Origin of the sequence: Sphaerisporangium sp. TRM90804 (assembly GCF_029846175.1) — a bacterium.
In the GTDB taxonomy this organism is placed as follows: domain Bacteria; phylum Actinomycetota; class Actinomycetes; order Streptosporangiales; family Streptosporangiaceae; genus Sphaerisporangium.
The window spans coordinates 313,865-335,173 of sequence record NZ_JARWAC010000016.1 but is presented as its reverse complement, the minus strand read 5'-3'; the positions used below and the strand labels follow the sequence as shown (position 1 = coordinate 335,173).

Below are 21,309 nucleotides of genomic sequence, written 5' to 3'. Positions count from 1 at the left end.
GGGCCGAAGTGGCGCGGCCGGCGGCCGCACGGCGACGTGAGGGGTGTTTCGTGGGGCGGACGCCGTCCCGGGGCCGCGAGACGGGCCCCGTCCATCGGGGGGAGGACGACCGCCGGCCCCGGGACTACACCCCGGGGCCGGGGTCCCCCGAGGCGGCGGGGCGGTCGTCCCTCTGGCGGCGGTCGAACTCCTCTTCGACCTCACGCAGGCGAGACGCGTGGTCGTCCAGGGCGTCCTCGGAACCGCGCAGCAGCGTCTCCGTCCATGACTCCTCGAGCATGCTCAGCTCGTCGCGCAGATCTCGCACGCTCAGGTTTCTCGGATCGACTCTGTTCATGGGAACAGCCTGTACCCGGCCCCCCGGACACGTCACCCCCCGGACACAGCGGCATATCTCACACTTCCAAACCGGACGAACAGTGCTTCAAGCCCCCAAAACACCGGCGATCAACGGTCGGCTCGCCCGCCCTGCCGGAGGTTTCGGCCCGCTTACACACTCGCGGAGCACTCGCTCCGGAGGGGTCGCGGACGTCCTCCGGGACACGCGCCCGGGACCGCGCCGGGGCCGCCGACCTTGGCGGACCGCCCCCGGATGCCCGCCCGGGCCCGGGCCGGACCTCGGGCCGGGGCGGGGGAGGCGAGCCGGTGCTGAAAGTTTCAAATACCGCCACCCGCGGCGGATAAGGCGGGCGTAAGAAGGGGCAGGCCGGGGCGGGGAGAGACGTCAGGAGCGCGAAATACGCCTGTCACGTCATTGACATCCCACGGACGCTCACCAGAATTCGATGTGGGAGCGCTCCCACATCTACATCATCTTCTTCGCCGGTACGAGACCGTCGCTTCGCCGTTCATCTGCCCCATCCATCGCAATTTCCCCTTTGGAGTACATCAAGTATGTCCTCACAATCGTTAGGAGCGGGAGCGCTCCCACGTAGACGCGTGAAAAGGCGTGGCGTATGGGCGGCGCTCACCGGCCTGGCGGCCGGTCTGATCACCGTCCTGTCGTCCGTACCGGCCTCCGCGGCCGTCGCCTGTGCCGTCGAATACACCACCAACGACTGGGGCGGCAGCGGGTTCACCGGCAACGTCAAGATCACCAACAGCGGTGACCCCTGGACCAACTGGACGCTGGGCTTCACCTTCCCCGGCAACCAGCGCGTCACCCAGGGCTGGAGCGCGGAGTGGTCGCAGAACGGCGCCGCCGTGACCGCCAGGAACATGCCGTGGAACGGCTCCGTGGGCACCGGGCAGTCGATCTCCATCGGCTTCAACGGCTCCTTCAGCGGCACCAACGGCAAGCCGACCTCCTTCACGATCAACGGCGTCACCTGTAACGGCGGAGGCCCGGTCAACCAGGCGCCGACCGTCAGCCTGACCTCGCCGACCGCGGGCCAGACCTTCACCGCGCCGGCCACCGTCAGCCTGGCCGCCACCGCCGCCGACAGCGACGGCACCGTCGCCAAGGTCGACTTCTACAACGGCAGCACGCTCCTCGGCTCCGACACCAGCTCGCCCTACACCTACAGCTGGACCAACGTCGCCGCGGGCAGCTACTCGCTCACCGCCAGGGCGACCGACAACGCGGGCGCGGTGACCACCTCCAGCCCCGTGGGCATCACGGTGTCCGGCACCCAGACCTCCAGCATCGTCGTCAGCCCGACCACGCTGGTCGTACCCGAGGGCGGCACCGCGAGCTACTCGGTGCGCCTGTCGCGGGCTCCCACCTCCAACGTGACGGTGGCGACCACCAAGGCGAGCGGCGGCGACGCCGACCTCACCATCAGGACCGGCGGCTCGCTGACGTTCACCCCCGCGAACTGGAACACCGCGCAGACCGTCACCATCCAGGCGGCCGAGGACACCGACGAGACCGGCGGCACCGCGACGTTCAACTCCGCGGCCTCCGGCTGGACGTCCGGCTCGCTGGTCGCGACCGAGGTCGACAACGACGGCAGCGGCGGGGACAACGAGTACATCACCCGCTTCACCACGATGTACAACAAGCTGAAGGACCCGGCGAACGGCTACTACTCCCCGCAGGGCGTGCCGTACCACTCGGTGGAGACCTTCTTGGTGGAGGCCCCCGACCACGGCCACGAGACGACGTCCGAGGCGTTCAGCTACATGCTGTGGCTGGAGGCGGTGTACGGCCAGGTCACCGGTACGTGGACCAGGTTCAACGACGCCTGGGGCATCATGGAGAGGTACATCATCCCCGCCACGGCCGACCAGCCGACCAACTCCTACTACAGCCCCAGCAGCCCGGCCACCTACGCCGGCGAGTGGGACGACATCAGCCAGTACCCGTCCGACCTCGACGGCAACGTCAGCGTCGGCGTCGACCCGATCGCCAACGAGCTGCAGAGCGCCTACGGCACCCGTGACATCTACGGCATGCACTGGCTGCTGGACGTCGACAACGTCTACGGCTTCGGCCGCTGCGGCGACGGCACCACCAAGCCCGCCTACATCAACACCTACCAGCGCGGGCCCGAGGAGTCGGTCTTCGAGACCATTCCCCAGCCGTCCTGCGACAACTTCGCGTTCGGCGGCCCCAACGGCTACCTGGACCTGTTCACCGGCGACGCCTCGTACGCCAAGCAGTGGAAGTACACCAACGCCCCCGACGCCGACGCGCGCGCCGTCCAGGTCGCCTACTGGGCGCACACCTGGGCCTCGGCGCAGGGCAAGGCGTCACAGGTCGCCGCGACGGTCGCCAAGGCCGCGAAGATGGGCGACTACCTGCGCTACGCGATGTACGACAAGTACTTCAAGAAGCAGGGCTGCACCAGCACCTCCTGCGCGGCCGGCACCGGCAAGGACAGCTCGGCCTACCTGCTGTCCTGGTACTACGCCTGGGGCGGCGCGCTCGACACCTCCGCCGGCTGGGCCTGGCGCATCGGCTCCAGCCACAACCACCAGGGCTACCAGAACCCGATGGCGGCCTGGGCCCTGTCGAACGTGGACGTGCTCAAGCCCAAGGGCGCGACCGCGGTCACCGACTGGTCCACCAGCCTGACGCGGCAGATCGAGTTCTACCGCTGGCTGCAGTCGGCCGAGGGCGGGATCGCCGGTGGCGCCACCAACAGCTGGCAGGGCCACTACGCGGCGCCGCCGTCCGGCACGCCGACCTTCTACGGCATGGCGTACGACTGGCAGCCGGTCTACCACGACCCGCCGTCGAACCAGTGGTTCGGCTTCCAGGCGTGGTCGATGGAGCGGGTGGCGGAGTACTACCACGTCACCGGCAACGCCAGCGCGAAGGCCGTCCTCGACAAGTGGGTCGCCTGGGCGATGGCCAACACCACCATCAACGCCGACGGCACCTACCAGATCCCCTCGACGCTCCGGTGGACCGGCCAGCCGAACACCTGGAACCCGTCGAACCCCGCCGCCAACACGAACCTGCACGTGACGGTCGTGGACCACACCACCGACGTCGGCGTCGCGGGCTCCTACGCCAAGGTGCTGATGTACTACGCCGCCAAGGCCGGGAACACCCAGGCGCAGACCATGGCCAAGGCCATCCTGGACGGCGTCTGGAAGTTCCAGGACAGCAAGGGCGTGTCGGTGCCGGAGACCAAGGCCGACTACAACCGGATCGACGACCCGGTCTACGTCCCGCCGGGCTGGACCGGCGAGATGCCGAACGGCGACGCCATCAACTCCAACTCGACCTTCATCTCCATCAGGTCGTTCCTCCGCGACGACCCCGACTGGCCGAAGGTCCAGGCCTACCTGAACGGCACGGGCCCGGCCCCGACGTTCAACTACCACAGGTACTGGGCGCAGGTCGACGTCGCCGTCGCCCTCGCCGAGTACGGCCGGCTGTTCCCCTGATTCCGCGAACCCGGGAGCGGCGGCGCCTGACACGCCGCCGCCTCCCCGGACGGGCGGAGCGCGGAGACGCCTGACACGTCTCCCGCCCACTCGAAAGGGCGGGGCGCGGGGGGGCGGGGCCCCCCCCCCCCCCCCGCGGCCCCCCCCCCCCGGGGGGGGGGGGCCCCCCCCCCCCCCGCCCCCCCCGGGGCGGGCCCCCCCCCCCCCGCCCCGACCCCCCCCCCCCCCCCGCCCCGGGGGGGGGGGGGGGGCCCCCCCCCCCCCCCCCCCCCCGCTCGACCCTCACGTCTCTCCACGAAGTCACCCCCCTGCTCTCCATCGCTCCGGCTCCGAGAGGCGAAGATGTCCTTCAGACGAACGCTGACCGGCCTCGTGGTCCTGGCCGCGTCGGCCACGCTGTTCCCCGTGCTCGGCTCCTCGGCCGCCGCCCCGGCCTTCAACTACGGCGAGGCGCTGCAGAAGTCGCTGTTCTTCTACGAGGCGCAGCGCGCGGGCGACCTTCCCGCGAGCAACCGCGTCACCTGGCGCGGCGACTCGGCCCTGCGCGACGGCGCGGACGTCGGCCTCGACCTCACCGGCGGCTGGTACGACGCGGGCGACCACGTGAAGTTCGGCCTGCCGATGGCCGCGAGCGCCACCATGCTGGCCTGGGGCGGCGTCGAGTACCGCGACGCCTACACCTCCTCCGGGCAGCTGCCGTACCTGCTGGACAACCTCAAGTGGGTCAACGACTACTTCATCAAGGCCCACCCCTCCCCGAACGTGCTGTACGGCCAGGTGGGCAGCGGCGGCCCCGACCACGCCTGGTGGGGCCCCGCCGAGGTCATGCCGATGAACCGGCCGTCGTACAAGATCGACGCCTCCTGCGGCGGGTCTGACCTGGCCGGCGAGACCGCGGCGGCGATGGCGGCCTCCTCGATGGTCTTCCGCCCGACGAACCCCTCGTACGCCGACACGCTGGTCGCGCACGCCAAGCAGCTCTACACCTTCGCCGACACCGTGCGCAGGAAGTACAGCGACTGCATCACCGACGCGGCGAGCTACTACCAGTCGTGGAGCGGCTTCAACGACGAGCTGGTCTGGGGCGCGATCTGGCTGCACCGGGCGACCGGCGACGCGGCCTACCTCGCCAAGGCCGAGACCGCCTACGACAACCTGGGCACCGAACCGCAGAGCACCACCAAGTCGTACAAGTGGACGATCGCCTGGGACGACAAGTCGTACGGCGCCTACGTGCTGCTCGCCCGGCTGACCGGCAAGCAAAAGTACGTGGACGACGCCAACCGGTGGCTCGACTTCTGGACCGTCGGGGTGAACGGACAGCGGGTGAACTACTCGCCGGGCGGCCAGGCCGTGCTGGACACGTGGGGGTCGCTGCGCTACGCCGTCAACACCGCGTTCGCCGCCCTGGTCTACAGCGACTGGCTCACCGACGCCACCCGCAAGACCAGGTACCACGACTTCGCGGTTCGGCAGATCAACTACGCGCTCGGCGACAACCCGCGCAGGTCCTCGTACGTGGTCGGATTCGGGACGAACCCCCCGAAGAACCCGCACCACCGGACGGCGCACGGGTCGTGGTCCAACAGCCTGAGCGAGCCGGCCGCCAGCAGGCACATCCTGTACGGGGCGCTGGTCGGCGGCCCCAAGGCGCCCGACGACGCCTACACCGACAGCCGCAGCGACTACGTGATGAACGAGGTCGCCACCGACTACAACGCCGCGTTCACCGGCGCGCTGGCCCGGCTGCACCGGGAGTACGGCGGCGAGCCGCTGCGTGACTTCCCGGTCGCGGAGACGCCCGACGGGCCGGAGATCTACCTGCAGGCCTCGGTCAACTCGGCGGGCGGCACCTACACCGAGATCAAGGCGCTGGTCGTGAACCACTCGGCCTGGCCGGCGCGGACGCTGTCGGACGGCGCCTTCCGGTACTACTTCACCCTGGACGGGGCCACCACGCCGGGGCAGATCACCCTGTCGTCCGCCTACAACCAGTGCAAGCCGCCGACCGGGCCGACGCAGGCGTCCGGGAGCGTGTACTACGTCACGATCGACTGCTCGGGAACGGCGATCGCGCCCGCGGGGCAGTCGGAGTCGCGGCGCGAGGTGCAGTTCCGCATCGCGAGCTCGTCGGGGTCGTGGGATCCGTCGAACGACTGGTCGTACTCGGGCGTGGCCACCACGCCGGGGGCGACCCCGGTCACCGTGACCAGGATCCCGCTGTACTCGGGCACCACCCGGATCTGGGGCGACCCGCCGGGCACCGAGCCGACACCGACCCCCACGCCCACCCCGACCCCCACTCCCACGCCCACCCCGACGCCGACACCTATGCCCACCCCCACGCCCACGCCGACTCCCACCCCCACACCGACGCCGACACCTACGCCGGGCCGGTCCTGCGCGGCGACGTACACGGTGGCCAGCGCCTGGCAGGGCTCCTTCCAGGGCGAGGTGACCGTCCGCAACAACGGCACCACGGCGCTCAACGGGTGGACCGTGGCGTGGAGCTTCCCCAACGGCCAGGTGATCTCCCAGGGCTGGAACGGCGCCCACACGCAGTCGGGAGCCGCCGTCTCGGTGCGGCCCATGAGCTGGAACGCCGTGCTGACCCCTGGCGCGTCGACCATGTTCGGCTTCATCGCCACCATCAACGGGGCCAACGGCGTGCCGGCTTCGGTGACCTGCACGCCCGCCTAACCCCCCAAGACGTGGTCTCTGCCCTGGGAGCGCGAGACCACAAGCCCGGCCGGGCCCCTTACGGGGTCCGGCCGGGTTCCCTCATTCGTCCCGTCCGGCGTCACCGGGCCTTTCCGAGCCCGGCCGGGTCCCGAAGGGGCCCGGCGTCAGCGGCGGGTGAGCGCCTCCTCGGGGAGCCCGGGGCTCTCCGGGGCGGGCCGCTCCGCGCCGCCGGCAGCCGGCGCGGAGCGGGCGAAGGCCAGCCCCGCGGCGAGCGCGGCGAAGGGCAGCGCCGCGAGCACGTAACGGTGGTCGAAGTCGGCGGTCATCGGCGGCACGACGATCAGCGCGGCGGCACCCGCCCAGGGCAGCAGCGCGAGGACGCGCCGCCGCCGGGCCTGGATCACCACGCCCGCGAGCCCGGCGGCGAGCAGGGCCCCGGTCACCGGCCCGGGCACGTGGACCCACCGCTGGTAGGCCACCATCGCGCCCGCGAACGGCTGCGCCACCCGGGTCGCGGCCGGCCCGTCCTCGTACGCCCGCGCCGCCTCGGCCGCGGTCATCCCCTCCTTGACCTCGAAGGTCTCCAACCTGGTCGGCGTGGCGGAGAACTCGTAGGCGGCGACCAGCCGCCGCGACGGGTAGGGGACGCGTGACGGGGCGAAGGCCTTGGCGGTGTCGCGGAGCACGGTCGCGGCGTAGTCCAGCGGCTGGGCCCGGATGGCGCGCAGCGCGAACCGGCGCGTGACGGCGTTGGCCTCGTCGCCGAACATCGGCAGGCGCCGCACGGGGGCGTCCGGCCACCAGACGTAGCGTGAGGCGGCCATCCGCCTCCCCACCGGTCCGGCCGGGCACAGCCACGCCTCCTCGGCCGGCGGCCTGACGCGCGAGCAGTCGGCGAAGGTCGTCGTCCGCGCCCACAGGAAGGTGCCGTCGGCGGCGTTCAGCGCGAAGGCGCCGTGCTCGGCGCGGTACCAGGTGGCGTAGGCGCCGAGCGGGATCACCATGGCCAGCACGACGGCGCCCAGGGGCCGCCATCCGGCGCGGCGCAGCAGCAGCCAGGCGACGGCCACGGCCAGCAGGGGCAGGCCGACCGTGCGCAGCAGCGCGGCGCAGCCGAGCAGCAACCCGGCGGCGGCCGCCCATGGGGCGGTCAGCACCGGCCGCCACAGCAGGATGGCGACGGCCGCGACCAGCAGGGCCGTGAACAGGGCTTCGGCCATGATCATGTGTTCGAGCTGGATCTGGTAGGCGTCGAAGAGCAGCGGGGCGGCGAGCAGGGTGGCGCCCCAGGCCGGCAGGCGGCGTCGGCGCAGCACCGCGTAGACCAGGACGGCGCACAGCAGTCCGAGCAGGTGCTGGACCGCCGCGACCAGCGCCGTGCTGTGGAAGGGCCGCAGCAGCCAGAGGAACACCGAGTACCCCGAGCTGCGCGACCGGCTCGGCCAGAGCTGGAGCGCGCCGGAGACGTAGGTGTAGGAGTCGCCGGAGAACCAGATGGCGCCCTGGTAGCCGAGCGAGGCGCACAGCCGGACGAGGGCCGCCGCCAGCAGGGCCAGGCCGAACAGCAGGTTGCCCCGGACGGCCGACCTGATCACCGCGTCCCCTCCACTCGACGGATGTTATGTGGCGAGAATAGCGAAATGCCGGAAATGCCGCCTTTTCTCGCCGGTGGCCCGGCGCGGAGGACACGGATCGTGATGGCGCCAGGTCACCGATCCGGCCCTGAGTACGGAACGTCACTTCGGAGGGATTTCGCGCGCTTTGCCCCATGGAAAGCGAGACTTGTGAGCACTTGTCCGCAACGGAACTGGGGGAATCCCGGTGGCACGAGCTGCCAGGCTCGCGGTGCTCATGGCGGTGCTCGCGGTCGCGACGGCGTCGGCGCCGCTGTTCGTCCCGGCCCCCGAGCCGAACCGGGTGGTGGCGATCGCCCTGGCCATCGAGAGCGGCCAGAAGCACGGGCGGTGGAAGGGCGGGGAGATCCCCTACGTCTGGGGCGGCGGCCACGCCGAGAGGCCCGGCCCCTCGCTCGGCACCTGCCTCGGCTACCGGGGCTCGGTCCGCCCGTGCCCGGCGGCCACCACCCGCGGGCTGGACTGCTCCGGGTTCGCGCGCTGGGTGTACCAGCTCGCCTTCAACAAGGACGTGCTGGGCAGGGGGAACACCAACGACCACGTGCGGCGCATGCGCAGGGTCCCCGCCGCCAAGGCGAAGCCCGGCGACCTGGTGTTCTACGGGAAGATCAGGAAGCGGACCGTCAAGACGCACCACGTCGGCGTCTACATCGGCGACGGCAAGATGGTCAACGCTCTGCGCACCGGGACGACCATCCGCACCGACCACGTCACCGCCTTGCCCGACCTCGCCGGCTACTACCGCTACCAGGGTTGACCACAACGTCCCCGCGCGATTCCCGGCCGGGCGCCGGAGGTTCCGGCGTCCACGCGGGCGCGTAGCCGACGTGATCCAGGGCACGGGACCGTCCTGGCAGGCGGCCGCGGCCGCCGGCCGCTCACCGCGCCCCTCCCCGGGGGCCGCGTGAGCGTGGCACGAGTGAAGGAGAACGAGCGCATGATCTCGGTGCGGGAGCGTTTCCAGCGGCGGGGCCGCAGGCGCCGCCTGGGCGCGGTGGCCAAGGACGCCTTCGGGTGGGAGCGGCTGCGCCCCGGGCAGCAGGAGGCGATGGAGCACCTGCTCGCCGGGCGGGACGTGCTCGTCGTCATGCCCACCGGGAGCGGGAAGTCCGCCGTCTACCAGATCCCGGCGCTGCTGCTCGACGGGCCCACGGTCGTCGTCTCGCCGTTGATCGCCCTGCAGCGCGACCAGGTCGCCGGGCTGGCGGAGGCCGGCGCCGCCGGCGCGGTGGCGGTGAACTCGGCCCAGTCGAGCGGGACGAGCGACGCGTCGTTCGAGCAGATCAAGGCGGGCACGGCGGAGTTCGTCTTCCTGTCCCCCGAGCAGCTCGCCAAGCCCGAGGTGATCGACCGGCTGCGCGCGGCCCGGCCCTCGCTGATCGCCATCGACGAGGCGCACTGCGTGTCGGCCTGGGGCCACGACTTCCGGCCCGACTACCTGCGGCTCGGCCAGGCGATCGAACGGCTCGGGCACCCTCCGGTGGTGGCCCTGACGGCCACGGCGGCCCCGCTCGTGCGCGACGACATCCTGTCCTCCCTGGGCCTGCAGGACGCCGGAGTGGTCGTGCGCGGCTTCGACCGGCCGAACATCGACCTCCAGGTGCGCAGGTTCGTCGACAAGGAGGACAAGCGCCGCGCGCTGATCGCGGACGCCGCGTCCCGCGAAGGCCTCGGCCTGGTGTACGTCGCCACGCGGCGCGCCACCGAGGAGTACGCCGCCGCCCTGCGGGACGCCGGGAAGCGGGCCGAGGCCTACCACGCCGGAATGAAGGCCGCCGACCGGCACCGGGTGCACGAGCTGTTCCGCGAGGGCGGGCTGGACGTGGTGGTCGCCACCTCGGCCTTCGGCATGGGCATCGACAAGCAGGACGTCCGTCACGTGCTGCACTCGGACCCGCCGGAGTCGCTCGACTCCTACTACCAGGAGATCGGCCGCGCCGGCCGCGACCAGGAGCCGGCGACCGCCGTCCTGTTCTACCGGCCCGAGGACCTCGGCATCCGCAGGTTCTTCGCCGGCGGCCGCGCCGACGAGGAGCTGCTGCTGCGCGTGGCGACGCTGGTCGGCGAGCACGGCGGCACCGTCCCGGCCCGGGAGCTGCGCGATCTGCTCGGCATCGGGTCCTCCAAGCTGACCGGCGTGGTGAACCTGCTGGAGCGGGTGGGGGCGGTCACGGTGACCGACCGCGGCGACCTGCGCGCCGTCACCGCCGGCCCCTCGCCGCAGGAGGCGTCCGCCGAGGCCGTGGGGCTGGACGAGACCCGGCGCCGCGTCGACGAGTCCCGCATCGACATGATGCGCGCCTACGCCGAGACGACCGGCTGCCGGCGCAGGATGCTGCTGGAGTACTTCGGCGAGCCGCACGAGCGGGCCTGCGGGAACTGCGACACCTGCCGGTCGGGCGCGGCCGAGGAGAAGCTGCCGGACGAGAAGGCGGGCGACGGGCCGTTCCCGCTGCACGCCGGGGTGCGGCACACCGAGTGGGGCGAGGGCGTGGTCATGAGCCGCGAGCCCGACCGCGTCACCGTCCTGTTCGAGGAGGTCGGCTACAAGACGCTCTCGCTGGAGGCGGTCGAACGCGACGACCTGCTGGTGCTGGTGGGCTGACCGGCCCCGGCGGGCCCGGCGGCCCCGGGCCCGCCGCGCGGGCGCCGCCCGCGCGGGCCGTCGTGGCGGGCCCCCGCGCCTACGGCTGGAAGCGGTAGCCCATGCCGGGCTCGGTGAGCAGGTGGCGGGGGCGCGCGGGGTCGGGCTCGAGCTTGCGGCGGAGCTGTGCCATGTACTGGCGCAGGTAGTGGGTCTCCTTGACGTAGGCGTCGCCCCAGACCTCCGTCAGCAGGCGGCGCTGGGTGATCAGCTTGCCGGGGTCGCGCAGCAGGATCGCCAGCAGCCGCCACTCGGTGGGCGTGAGCCGCACCCCGCCGGAGACGGTCATGTTCACCAGGTCGACGCTGCGCCCGCCGATCTCGATCTCGGCGAGCTCGGCATCGTGGCCGGTGGAGCGCCGGGTCACGGCGCGGATCCTGGCGAGCAGCTCGTCGATGCCGAAGGGCTTGGTGACGTAGTCGTCGGCCCCGGCGTCCAGGGCGTCCACCTTGTCGTCGCTGCCCGAGCGGCCCGACAGCACGATGATCGGCACGCTGGTCCAGCCGCGCAGGCCGTGGATGACGTCCACGCCGTCGATGTCGGGAAGGCCGAGGTCGAGCACGACCAGATCGGGGTGCCAGCCGGCGGCGTGGCGCAGGGCCGTGCCGCCGTCACGGGCGACCTCGACGTCGTAGTGGCGCGCCACCAGGTTGATCCGCAGCGCCCGCAGGAGCTGTGGTTCGTCGTCGACAACGAGGATCTTGGTCATGCGCCGCCGCCCCATCTGGGAGAACCGGGCGAAGTGCGGATCACGGCCGGGCCCCCACACTCCAGGCTACGGCCGTGATCCGACGGTTCGCCCGCGAGGGGCGCGGGGCGGTCCGCTAGGCCCGCGCCTTGGCGCCGCCGGTGAGCCTTCGGCGGCCTCCGGGAAACAGCGGCGTGCCGAGGATCGCGTGGCCGGCCACGGCGACGCAGACGGCGCCGAGGATCAGCCCCCAGGTCACGTCGGTGAGGAAGTGCATGCCCCGGTAGAGCCGGGAGGAGGCCACGATCAGCGGGGCCGCGAGCCCGACCGTCCACAGCAGCGCCTTGAGCACGGTGTGGCGATGCGCGTGCAGGGTGAGCACCAGCGCCATGCCGACGTAGAAGCCGACCGCGGCGCTGGTGTGGCCGGAGGGGAAGCTGGAGGTGGGCGGCGCGGGGTCCAGGCGGTGCACCTCGGGCCGGGGACGCTCGATGAACACGGTGGTCAGCAGGAAGACCAGGCTCTGCGACCAGACGGCGACCACGATGAACACCGACTCGCGCCAGCGCTTGAAGACCAGCCGGAACACGATGGCGGCGATGGCCGTGAGCACGACGATCACCGGGGTGTCCGACAGGCTCGACCCGAGGTCGGTGAGCGTGTTCAGCAGCGGGGTGCGGTCGGCGGCGATCTCCCGGCTCACCTCCGCCTCCTGGGAGACGGCGCCGTGCAGGGGCCTGGTGATCAGCCATCCGACGCTCAGCGTCGCCGTGGCGAGCAGCACCAGGGGCAACAGTATGAGGCGCAGCACTCCGGCCAGCCGCTCGTGCCGGTCGGTACCACGCGCCGTCACTCTAGTGTCGGTGACCGCCATATCGGCTTCCCTTCGGGGGGTTGGGGGAGGTCGGGGAGATGTCTTCGTCGGCCTCCGGCTCCACACCGTCCAGGTGCGGCGTGGAGGGAAGGCGGCCGAGTTCACGTCGCCAGGTCTCGAAGCCGGCCGCGGTCGCCGCGACGACCGCGACGCCGAGCACGACGCCCGCCGTCACGTCGCTGACCCAGTGCACGCCGAGCGCGACCCGGGTGTAGGCCACGCCCACCACGATCACGACACCGGCCGCCCACGCGATCGCACGCACGCGGCGGCTCATGATCGGCAGGAACAACAGCATGAGCACCCCGACGCCGAGGGTCGCGTTGAGCGCGTGCCCGGAGGGGAAGGAGGCGCCGGGCGCGAGCGCGACCGGGTCGGGCAGGTGCGGCCGGGCCCTGGCCACGACGACCTTGAGCAGCAGCCCGAGCAGCCCGCCGACGACGATGGTCGTCACCGCCCAGGCCGCCAGCCGGGGGGCGCGCCGGTGGACCAGCCAGACCGCCGCGAGCACGACCAGCACCCGCCAGGTCTCGGGGCCGAACACGTTGGTCCACAGGTGCAGGAACGTCACCCACCCGGGGTTGTCCAGCGCGTACGCGTGCAGGGAGGCCGCCACGTCCTTGTCGAACCGGTGCAGCGGCTCGAAGGAGGTCTCCACCAGCACCAGCAGGAGGGTGAACGGGATCAGCACGAGGAAGGCGGCGCCCGCGGCGAGCGTGAGACGCAGGCCGAGCCGGGCGTCGGGGTCGGCACGCCTGCCGAACCAGCGACCGGACGGCCGCCGCGACGGTCCCCGCCCTCCCAGGAGCCGCGGCCATCCGCGCCTGCCCGACAGACCTCTCGTACGGAACATGCTCCACCTCCCCGACCGGCCACTCCGCGAGTGCCGGCGACTCAGCGTGCTCGTCATGGCGCGCTCCGTACCGACTCTGGCACGGGCCCGGCGTGGTCGCCGGACCCCTCGCCGGAGCCTTCCCGCGCGCCGGTGTCAGGCTTGTTGGGGGTGCTGTGGCCGGCGCGGACGGCTTCGAGCTGCGCCGAGAAGGCCAGCCCCAGGAACAGCGCCACCGAGCTGAACAGCGACCACAGAAGCAGGGCGACCACGGCGGTCAGCGGCCCGTAGGTCACGCCGAACGAGTCGGTGTTCTCGATGTAGAACGAGAGCCCCCAGCTGAACGTCGTCCACAGCGCCAGCGACACCACGGCCCCGACGGCCAGCCAGGTGTGGCCCGGCTGCTTGCGGCGGGGCGCCGCGCGGAACAGGACGGACGCCGACAGCACGGCGAGCAGGAACCCGGCGGGCCAGCGCAGCAGGGCCCACGCCCTCTCGGCCGTCGTGCCCCAGCCGTAGACCTCGGCGAACGCCTCGCCGACGGTGTTCCCTCCCACCATGATGGCGAACCCGAGCGTCATGAACGAGCCCGCGGTGACGGCCATGACCACGGCTTTGCCGTATTTGCGCAGAACCGGGCTGTCCCGCTCGACGCCGTAGATGCGGTTGGCCCCGCGCTCGATCTGGGCCATGGCGGTGGTGAGGCCGACCAGGGCGGTGATCAGGCCCGCCCACAGGGCGATGGCGCCGCCGTCGCCGGCGTGGCGCTCGCTCACGGCGAGCGCGTCCTTGATCACCTTCTCCCCGGAGCCGGGGCTGAAGTGGCGGATCGCGAGCTGGACGGCCTCCCCGAGGCGCTGTTGCTTCAGCTCGGTGCTGAGCCCGACGGCGGCGATGACGCCCGGGATGAGGGCGAGGCAGATCTGGAACGCCAGGGCGCGCGAGTGGCTGAAGCCGTCGGCGTACCTGAAGCGGATGAAGGAGTCACGCACCAGGTGCCAGCCGCCGTAGTTGCGCAGCGTCGCCCACGCCTCGTCGGCGCTCAGCTCCTCGCCGCTCATCGTCCTGGTCTCGGGGACCCTCGACGCGCTGCTCAAGGTCAGTCCTCCGTTTCCCGGGGCGTGCGCAGCAGCAGCGCCTTGGGCCTGGTCGTCACGGTCACCTCGCCGCGGTGCCCGACCGGGTCGCCGTCGCACTCCGACAGCACGGCGGGGCTCACGGCGATCGAGACGCGGGACGCGGTGTAGCGCTCGGCGCGCGGCTCGTGCCCCTTGGAGCGGGTCACGACGTGGCCGACCACGCGCAGCCAGTCCATCGGCGTGCGCGGGGTGAGCACCAGCACGTCGAGCAGGCCGTCGTCGGGGGCCGCCTCGGGCAGCAGGCGAAGGCCGCCCTGGAGCTGCCCGACGTTGCCGACCAGCACCATGCGCGCCCGCCTGCGGATCGGCGCGCGCCCGTCGAGGCGGATCGTCGCGCGGAAGGGGCGGTCGGCGATGTGGCGCAGCACCCCGCCCACGTAGGCGAGCCAGCCGATGCGCCGCTTGGCCTCCGTGGTGGTGCTGTCGGCCATGGCGGCGTCCAGCCCGAGCCCAGCCATCACGACGAAGGGCAGGTCGTCCAGCATGCCGACGTCGATGGCCCGGGTCTCGCCCTCGACGCCGACGCGGATCGCGTCGGGGATCCCGATGGGCAGGCCGAGGTTGCGGGCGAGCAGGTTGCCGGTGCCGCCGAACAGCAGGGCCAGCGGCACCCCGGTGTCCATGAGCGCCTCGGCGCAGGCGCGGACGGTGCCGTCGCCGCCGGAGGAGAAGACGAGGTCGACCCCCTCGGCCAGCGCCTTCCTGGTCATGCCGACGCCGGCGTCCTCGGCGGTGGTGTCGAACCACAAGGGCTCGTCCCAGCCGAGGCGCGCCAGCTCGGCGGCCACCTCGGCACGGTGGGCGGCCGAGTCGGGGACTCGGAGCGGGTTCGCGATCACTGCGGCTCTGGGCACGGCAGAGCGGCTACCCGCTTTGTGCGGCTTTGAACGGACTCGGCCCCACGTAGACCCCACATGACGCCACCGGACGACCGCCGGCGGGCGCTCAGGTGCTCGCCGGGACCTCGGCGACGACGCAGGTGATGTTGTCGGGACCGCCCCCGTCGCGGGCGAGCTGGATGAGGCGGTCGGCGGCGGCGCCGAGATCGTCGAAGCCGGTGAGCGTCTCGTGCAGCGCCTGCGGCCCCACCACCCCGCTCAGCCCGTCGGAGCACACGAGGTAGCGGTCGCCCGCCCTGGCCTCGCGCATCGACAGGTCGGGCTCGACCGACCCGCTCCCGCCGAGCGCCCGCATCAGCAGGGAGCGGCGGGGGTGGGCGGCGGCCTGCTCGGCGGTCATCTGGCCGTCGTCCACCAGCGACTGCACGAGCGTGTGGTCGCGGGTGATCTGGTAGAGGCTGCCGTCGCGCAGCATGTAGGCCCGCGAGTCGCCGATGTGGGCCAGCGCGAAGCGCATGCCGTCCCACAGCATGGCGGTCAGCGTTGTGCCCATTCCCGTCAGCTTGGGATCGCTTCCGGCCATATCCTTCAGTCGGTGGCCGGCCTCCGTGATCGCCACCTCCAGCGTGCCGAGAGGGTCGGCGCCCGGAGGTTCGCCGTCCAGCGACGACAGCGCGGCGATGACGGTGGCGCTGGCCACCTCGCCGTGACTGTGCCCGCCCATCCCGTCCGCCACGGCGAGCAGGCGAGGGCCGGCGTACACCGAGTCCTCGTTCCGCTGGCGGCGCAGGCCTACGTCGGTGCGAGCCGCGTATCGCAGCGTGAACGACACGTTGTTTGACATGACCTCAGTAAATCATTGGTTGAAACACTTCACAAGCATTGAATTTGTGGATCGTCGCCGCATGGTGGACTACTCTGACCCCGGGGGAGCTTTGGGGGTGCCGTGGTACAGCAGGGAGATCCGACGCCGATGGGACACGACGCCACGCTGAACGCCGGCGACATCGCCCGGCTCGCCGACGTCGGCCGCGCGGCCGTGAGCAACTGGCGCCGCCGCCACGACGACTTCCCCCAGCCCGTCGGCGGTACGGCGGCCAGCCCGCTGTTCTCCCTTCCCGAGATCGAGGCCTGGCTGCGCCGCAACGGCAAGCAGTACGCCATGTCGCCCGGCGACCGCGTCTGGCAGCGGCTGCGCGCCGCGGGCGACGACCTCCGGCTCGGCGAGCTCGTCGCCGGCGCCGGGACGTTCCTGCTGTACCTGCGGCGCGACCCCGACGGCTGGCAGAAGATCGCGCGCGGCCCCGACCCCGCCGCGCGTCTGCGCGAGGCCGCGGCGACGGCCACCAGCGACCTGCCCGGGCCGGTCGACCTGCGGCCGATCGACGCGCGGCTGTTCCGCCTCCTGGCCGACCTCGCCGCGGACCAGGGGCCGCTCGCCGCCTTCGAGCTGCTGTGCGAGCGCTACGCCGAGGCCCACTCGCGGCAGCTCGCCGTCACCCGCCCCGAGGTGGCCGGCCTCATGGCGCGGCTGGCCGGCCCCGAACGCGGCACCGTCCTCGACCCGGCCTGCGGCGTCGGCGCCCTGCTGGTGCCCTTCGCCGGCCGGGCCACCGGCGTTCTCGGGCAGGACCTCGGCGAGACGGCCGCGGTGCTGACCGCCGTGCGGCTGCTGCTGCGCGACGCCCCCGCGCGTGTCGTCGCCGGCGACTCCCTGCGGCACGACGGCTTCGCCGGCGCGCGCGCCGACGTGGTGCTGTGCGACCCGCCGTTCAACGAGCGGGCGTGGGGCTACGAGGAGCTGACCGGCGACCCGCGCTGGGAGTACGGCCTGCCGCCGCGCGGCGAGCCGGAGCTGGCCTGGGTGCAGCACTGCCTCGCCCACGCCCGGCCCGGCGGCCTGGTGGCCGTCCTCATGCCGGCCGCCGCGGCCGGCCGGCGCGCGGGGAAGCGCATCCGGGGCAACCTGCTGCGCGCGGGCGCGCTGCGGGCGGTGGTGGCGCTGGCGCCGGGCGGCCCCGACCTGTGGCTGCTGCGCCGCCCGGAGCCGGGCGCGCGCCCGCCCTCGGTGGTGCTGATGATGGACGCCGCCGACGACCTCGCGGCCGTCGAGCCGGCCTGGCGCGCCTTCTCGGCCGACCCGGAGTCCGCGCTGCCGGGCGCCAGTCGCGCGGTGCGCATCATCGACCTGCTCGACGACGAGGTCGACCTCACCCCGGCCCGGCACCGCCCGCGCCGGGCCGGCGAGGACGCCGAGCCGGGCTTCGGCGCGCTGCGCGACCGGTTCCGCGCCTCGACCGTCTCGCTCACCGGCGCGGCACCCGACCTCTCCGTCCTGCCCCGGGGGCGTGACCTGCCCAGCGCCAGCGTCGCCGAGCTGGTCAGGGCGGGCCTGGTCACCGTCCTGCAGGGGCCGCCCAAGCTGGCCGTCGACACCGGCGAGGTGCCGGTGCTGACCTCGGGCGACCTCACGCGCGGCGGGCCGCCCACGGGCCGCACGTCACCCGGCCCGGGGCTGGTCACCCTGGAGCCCGGGGACGTCGTGGCCGCGGTCACCGCGCTGGACGGCGCCGCGCGCGCCGTCACAGAGGGCGGGGCCGTGCTCGGGCCCCACCTGCACCTCTACCGCGTCGACCCCGACCGGCTGGACCCCGACTTCCTGGCGGGATGCCTGCGCTTCGCCGGCGTCTCGGGGGCGAACCGGTCGCATCCCGGCGGCGGCAGCCGCGTCGACGCGCGCCGCGCGCGGATCCCCAGGCTGTCGCTGGACGAGCAGCGGGCCTACGGGGCCGCGTTCCGCGAGCTGCAGGCCCTGCAGGACGCGCTGCGGGAGACCGCCGCCCTGGGCGAGAGCCTGGTCAGGGCGGGCTTGGCCGGCCTGGTCGACGGCCACCTCGGGCCCGGCGGACGACCGGCCGATCCGCGTTGATCCGGGCGCGCGGCGGCGGGGGCGATCTCGGCCCATGAGGGGTGGGGTATCTTCCGGTAGATCTCCAGGAGGGCGAATGGTGATCGGCGACCGCTACGTGCTTGACGAACTGCCGCTTGGCCAAGGCGGCATGAGCGCGGTCTACGGAGGCCACGACACCCACCTCGACCGCAGGGTCGCCGTCAAGTTCCTGCGCTTCCCCGGCGGGCACGACCAGGAGCTGGAGCGGCGGTTCGTCCGCGAGGCCCGCATCCTCGCCCGGCTGGAGCACGCCGGCGCGCCGGTCCTGTACGACTTCGGCACCCACGACCAGCGGCTGTTCCAGATCATGCAGTTCATCGAGGGCGTCACCGTGGCCGACCTGGTGAGCGAGCACGGCCCGCTTCCGGTGCCCTGGGCCGCCGCGATCGGCGCCCAGGCCTGCGCGGTGCTGTCGGCCGCGCACGCGCTCTCGATCTGTCACCGCGACCTCAAGCCGACCAACCTGATGCTGTGCCCCGACGGCGGCGCCAAGGTGCTCGACTTCGGGCTGGCCATGCTGCGGGAGGCGGACGTCGCCCAGTTCACCCGGGTGGGCCAGATCCTCGGCACCCCGGCGTACATGTCCCCCGAGCAGATCCAGCGCGGCGTGGCGGGGCCCCGCAGCGACCTTTACGCGCTCGGCTGCGTCTTGCACGAGATGCTGACCGGACGACAGCTCTTCGCCGGGCCGACGGAGTACTCCGTCTTCGACAAGCAGGTCAACGAGCGCCCGCCGCGGATCCCCGGCGTCCCCGCCGACCTCGACCGCCTCATCGGCGCCCTGCTGGAGAAGGACCCCGACAACCGCCCCCCGGACGCCAGCGCCCTGTACGAGAGCCTGCTCCCCTTCGCCGTCGACCTCCCCATGCTCCCCGGCTTCCTCACCCCGCCAGCCGTCCCCAGCCCCGGCCGCATGTACGCCCGAGTGATCGGCCGCGTCCTGCCCTGACCGCCCTCCGGCAGACCTTCCCCAAGGGCGCCCCTCCCCCACCGGGCACCCGCCCTCGGTTCGCGAAGGGACGGTGGGCATCGCCGCGCCGAACACCAGCCGGACACGGTGAGGTGTAAGGCCGACCGATCACCCCGCCCCGCTCCACCCGGTCCTTCGGCGGCTGTGGACGGCTGCTGTGCGCCACCGTGCCGTGGTGCTTCGCGCCGAAGGCTGGGTGAAAGGCGATGGTTATGATGCCGGTGAGCGTATTCGGCGTGAAACGGGCGATGACCTTCAGAGACAGCATGGGCGGCCGGCTGAGAAGGCTGGCGACGATGGCCCCCTCCATCCTCCAGTGCGCGGCCGCAGCGGCGCTGGCGTGGGTCGTGGCCAAGGACCTGCTGCACCACCCGCGGCCGTTCTTCGCGCCCATCGCGGTCGTGATCTGCATCGGGGTCGCCCTCGGCCGGCGGGTCCGCCGCATGGCCGAGATGGTGGCCGGGGTCAGCGTCGGCGTGGGCGTCGGCGACCTGCTGGTGCTGCGCATCGGCTCGGGGCCGTTGCAGCTGGCTCTGGTCGTGGCGCTGGCGATGGCCGCGGCAGTGCTCCTGGACAGCGGCCAGGTCATCGTCCTGCAGGCCGGGTCGTCGGCGGTCCTGGTCGCCACGCTGCTGCCGCCGACCGGCAGCGGCGGGCTCGACCGCATGGTGGACGCGCTGACCGGCGGCGTCATCGGCATCGCGGCCGTGGCGCTGCTGCCCGCCAACCCGATCGCGCTCGCGCACCGGCACGCGCGCGTGGTGCTCGACGAGCTCGCCGACGCGCTGGAGGGGGCGGCGGAGGCCATCGCGGCGCAGGACATCACGCTGGCCGCCGACGCGCTGGACAAGGTGCGCGGCTCGCAGAAGGCGGTCGAGGACCTCAGGGCCGCCCTGCTCGCGGGACGCGAGATCGCCGTCCTGAGCCCGCTGCGCTGGAACGCCCGGGCCAGGCTGCGCCGCTACCAGGCCGCGGCGACGCCGGTGGACCACGCCCTGCGCAACACCCGGGTGCTGCTGCGGCGCACGCTGGCGGCGATGCGCGACCGCGAGCCGATGCGCCACGACCTCCCCGCCCGCCTGCGCGGCCTGGCCGACACGGCCCGCCTGCTCCGCGACGAGCTGGGCGCGGGCGCCGAGCCCGTCCGCGCCCGCCAAGCGGCATTCGCCGTGGCCGAGGAGATCCGCGGCGTGCTCGACCCGGACGACGGCTTCTCCACCCATGTGATCACCGCCCAGCTCCGCTCCATCGCCGTCGACCTCCTCGTGGCCACCGGCACCGACCGCCAGACCGCCACCGCCGCCCTCCCCCCGTCCCACACCCCCTCGCCGGTCCCCGACCCCGACTAGAGCGGTGCCCACCGCACGTCCGCCGGGTCGAGCGGCGTAGGACGGCGCCGCCTTCGCCGCACCACCGCTCGCCGTCGCGGCGCCGAAGGGTAGGCACCGGGGCGGCGGGGCAGGGGCCACCGCAGTGCGTCCAACGGGCCGGGCGGCGTTCGGCGGCATCCCCGGTATCGGGTTGAAGCGCCGTTGGGCTTTCGCCGTGTCCGGCCGGTGGATCACCCTTCTGCCGGCGCGGTTCGCGGCATGAGGCCAACCGGTCGCGGTCCTCGGCAAAGATGTTTTCGGCGCGCTTTCCAGGGGCGGAACGGTCCGGACCCCCGCCACACTTGAATGCTCAATCAAGTCGCTAGGATCGGGGCGTGGGCGAGACGCGGTGGCTGGACGACGACGAGCAGGCGACGTGGCGGGCCTTCATCTGGGGCTCCCAGCTCGTGCACGAGTCGCTCGACCGGCAGTTGCAGCGCGACTCGGGGATGCCGCACACGTACTACCTGATCCTGGCGATGCTGTCCGAGGCGCCCGGCCGGTCGATGACCATGACCGACCTGGCGCGGCTGGTGCGATCGTCGGCCAGCAAGCTCTCGCACGCCGCGGCCCGGCTGGAAGGGCAGGGCTGGGTGCGCCGGGGCAAGAAGCCCGGCGACGCCCGCACGACCGTCGCCACCCTGACCGACGAGGGCTTCGCCGCCCTGGCCGCCGCGGCCCCCGGCCACGTCGAGCAGGTGCGCCGCGTGCTGTTCGACCGGCTCACCCCGGAGCAGGCCGGTCAGGTGCGCGAGATCTTCCGCGCCATCCTCGGCAACCCCGACTTCGACGGCCTCCCCCAGGCCGGACGCCTCCCGGCGCAGGACGAGGACGCCTGAGCTCACGC

At 73.0% G+C, this 21,309-nt stretch carries 16 protein-coding genes; 8 read left to right on the top strand and 8 right to left on the bottom strand.

Going from position 1 to position 21,309, the window contains the following annotated elements; genetic code table 11:
* Positions 1-124 precede the first annotated feature (124 nt).
* On the bottom strand, positions 125-337 hold the full coding sequence (locus PYR91_RS21750) for a DUF6158 family protein (protein ID WP_279782254.1): 213 nt from the start codon (positions 335-337) through the stop codon (positions 125-127).
* Positions 338-939: 602 nt separating this feature from the next.
* On the opposite strand from PYR91_RS21750, the gene PYR91_RS21745 reads away from it, so the two are divergent.
* Together PYR91_RS21745 and PYR91_RS21740 are read left to right on the top strand one after the other, a co-directional pair.
* Entirely contained in the window at positions 940-3,840 is a 2,901-nt protein-coding gene (locus tag PYR91_RS21745; protein ID WP_279782252.1) for a glycoside hydrolase family 48 protein, read from the top strand.
* 342 nt (positions 3,841-4,182) lie between these two features.
* A complete protein-coding gene (locus PYR91_RS21740) occupies positions 4,183-6,540 on the top strand; it encodes a glycoside hydrolase family 9 protein (protein WP_279782250.1) in 2,358 nt (785 codons plus the stop codon).
* Positions 6,541-6,686: 146 nt separating this feature from the next.
* Here the strand turns inward: PYR91_RS21740 and PYR91_RS21735 are convergent, their stop codons facing one another.
* A complete protein-coding gene (locus PYR91_RS21735; RefSeq protein WP_279782248.1) occupies positions 6,687-8,117 on the bottom strand; it encodes a hypothetical protein in 1,431 nt (476 codons plus the stop codon).
* 226 nt (positions 8,118-8,343) lie between these two features.
* On the opposite strand from PYR91_RS21735, the gene PYR91_RS21730 reads away from it, so the two are divergent.
* Positions 8,344-8,913 carry an NlpC/P60 family protein gene (locus tag PYR91_RS21730; protein ID WP_279782247.1) on the top strand — a complete coding sequence of 190 codons (570 nt, stop codon included), beginning with the start codon at positions 8,344-8,346 and terminating at the stop codon, positions 8,911-8,913.
* 162 nt (positions 8,914-9,075) lie between these two features.
* Complete coding sequence (locus tag PYR91_RS21725) at positions 9,076-10,761, top strand: RecQ family ATP-dependent DNA helicase (protein ID WP_279782246.1); 1,686 nt, start codon at positions 9,076-9,078, stop codon at positions 10,759-10,761.
* Positions 10,762-10,840: 79 nt separating this feature from the next.
* Here the strand turns inward: PYR91_RS21725 and PYR91_RS21720 are convergent, their stop codons facing one another.
* The 6 genes from PYR91_RS21720 to PYR91_RS21695 form a co-directional block, all read right to left on the bottom strand.
* Positions 10,841-11,509, bottom strand: a complete 669-nt coding sequence (locus tag PYR91_RS21720) for a response regulator (protein WP_279782244.1) — start codon at positions 11,507-11,509, stop codon at positions 10,841-10,843.
* 115 nt (positions 11,510-11,624) lie between these two features.
* The gene (locus tag PYR91_RS21715) at positions 11,625-12,341 is read right to left on the bottom strand and encodes a phosphatase PAP2 family protein (RefSeq protein ID WP_279782242.1); all 717 of its coding nucleotides are present in this window, start codon (positions 12,339-12,341) and stop codon (positions 11,625-11,627) included.
* Position 12,342: 1 nt separating this feature from the next.
* Entirely contained in the window at positions 12,343-13,215 is an 873-nt protein-coding gene (locus tag PYR91_RS21710) for a phosphatase PAP2 family protein (protein WP_279782241.1), read from the bottom strand.
* 53 nt (positions 13,216-13,268) lie between these two features.
* The gene (locus tag PYR91_RS21705; RefSeq protein WP_279782239.1) at positions 13,269-14,291 is read right to left on the bottom strand and encodes a YihY/virulence factor BrkB family protein; all 1,023 of its coding nucleotides are present in this window, start codon (positions 14,289-14,291) and stop codon (positions 13,269-13,271) included.
* Positions 14,292-14,293: 2 nt separating this feature from the next.
* Entirely contained in the window at positions 14,294-15,187 is an 894-nt protein-coding gene (locus tag PYR91_RS21700; protein WP_279782237.1) for a diacylglycerol kinase family lipid kinase, read from the bottom strand.
* A gap of 91 nt (positions 15,188-15,278) precedes the next feature.
* Positions 15,279-16,016, bottom strand: a complete 738-nt coding sequence (locus PYR91_RS21695) for a PP2C family serine/threonine-protein phosphatase (protein ID WP_279782235.1) — start codon at positions 16,014-16,016, stop codon at positions 15,279-15,281.
* 129 nt (positions 16,017-16,145) lie between these two features.
* Here PYR91_RS21695 and PYR91_RS21690 point away from each other — a divergent pair, with 129 nt between their 5' ends.
* The 4 genes from PYR91_RS21690 (at position 16,146) to PYR91_RS21675 (ending at position 21,301) form a co-directional block, all read left to right on the top strand.
* Positions 16,146-18,101 (top strand): N-6 DNA methylase, encoded by a 1,956-nt coding sequence (locus PYR91_RS21690; RefSeq protein WP_279782233.1) that lies wholly within the window; start codon positions 16,146-16,148, stop codon positions 18,099-18,101.
* Positions 18,102-18,177: 76 nt separating this feature from the next.
* On the top strand, positions 18,178-19,071 hold the full coding sequence (locus tag PYR91_RS21685; protein WP_279782232.1) for a serine/threonine-protein kinase: 894 nt from the start codon (positions 18,178-18,180) through the stop codon (positions 19,069-19,071).
* A 269-nt stretch (positions 19,072-19,340) separates the two neighbouring features.
* Positions 19,341-20,441, top strand: coding sequence for an FUSC family protein (locus tag PYR91_RS21680; RefSeq protein ID WP_279782231.1), 1,101 nt, complete (start codon positions 19,341-19,343; stop codon positions 20,439-20,441).
* A 356-nt stretch (positions 20,442-20,797) separates the two neighbouring features.
* Positions 20,798-21,301 (top strand): MarR family transcriptional regulator, encoded by a 504-nt coding sequence (locus tag PYR91_RS21675; RefSeq protein ID WP_279782230.1) that lies wholly within the window; start codon positions 20,798-20,800, stop codon positions 21,299-21,301.
* Positions 21,302-21,309: the final 8 nt, after the last annotated feature.

Coding starts and splice junctions, on each gene's coding strand:
- PYR91_RS21680 (WP_279782231.1), top strand. CDS start 19,341: ATGACCTTCAGAGACAGCATGGGCGGCCGGCTGAGAAGGCTGGCGACG.
- PYR91_RS21750 (WP_279782254.1), bottom strand. CDS start 337: ATGAACAGAGTCGATCCGAGAAACCTGAGCGTGCGAGATCTGCGCGAC.
- PYR91_RS21685 (WP_279782232.1), top strand. CDS start 18,178: ATGGTGATCGGCGACCGCTACGTGCTTGACGAACTGCCGCTTGGCCAA.
- PYR91_RS21740 (WP_279782250.1), top strand. CDS start 4,183: ATGTCCTTCAGACGAACGCTGACCGGCCTCGTGGTCCTGGCCGCGTCG.
- PYR91_RS21710 (WP_279782241.1), bottom strand. CDS start 13,215: ATGTTCCGTACGAGAGGTCTGTCGGGCAGGCGCGGATGGCCGCGGCTC.
- PYR91_RS21690 (WP_279782233.1), top strand. CDS start 16,146: ATGGGACACGACGCCACGCTGAACGCCGGCGACATCGCCCGGCTCGCC.
- PYR91_RS21720 (WP_279782244.1), bottom strand. CDS start 11,509: ATGACCAAGATCCTCGTTGTCGACGACGAACCACAGCTCCTGCGGGCG.
- PYR91_RS21695 (WP_279782235.1), bottom strand. CDS start 16,016: ATGTCAAACAACGTGTCGTTCACGCTGCGATACGCGGCTCGCACCGAC.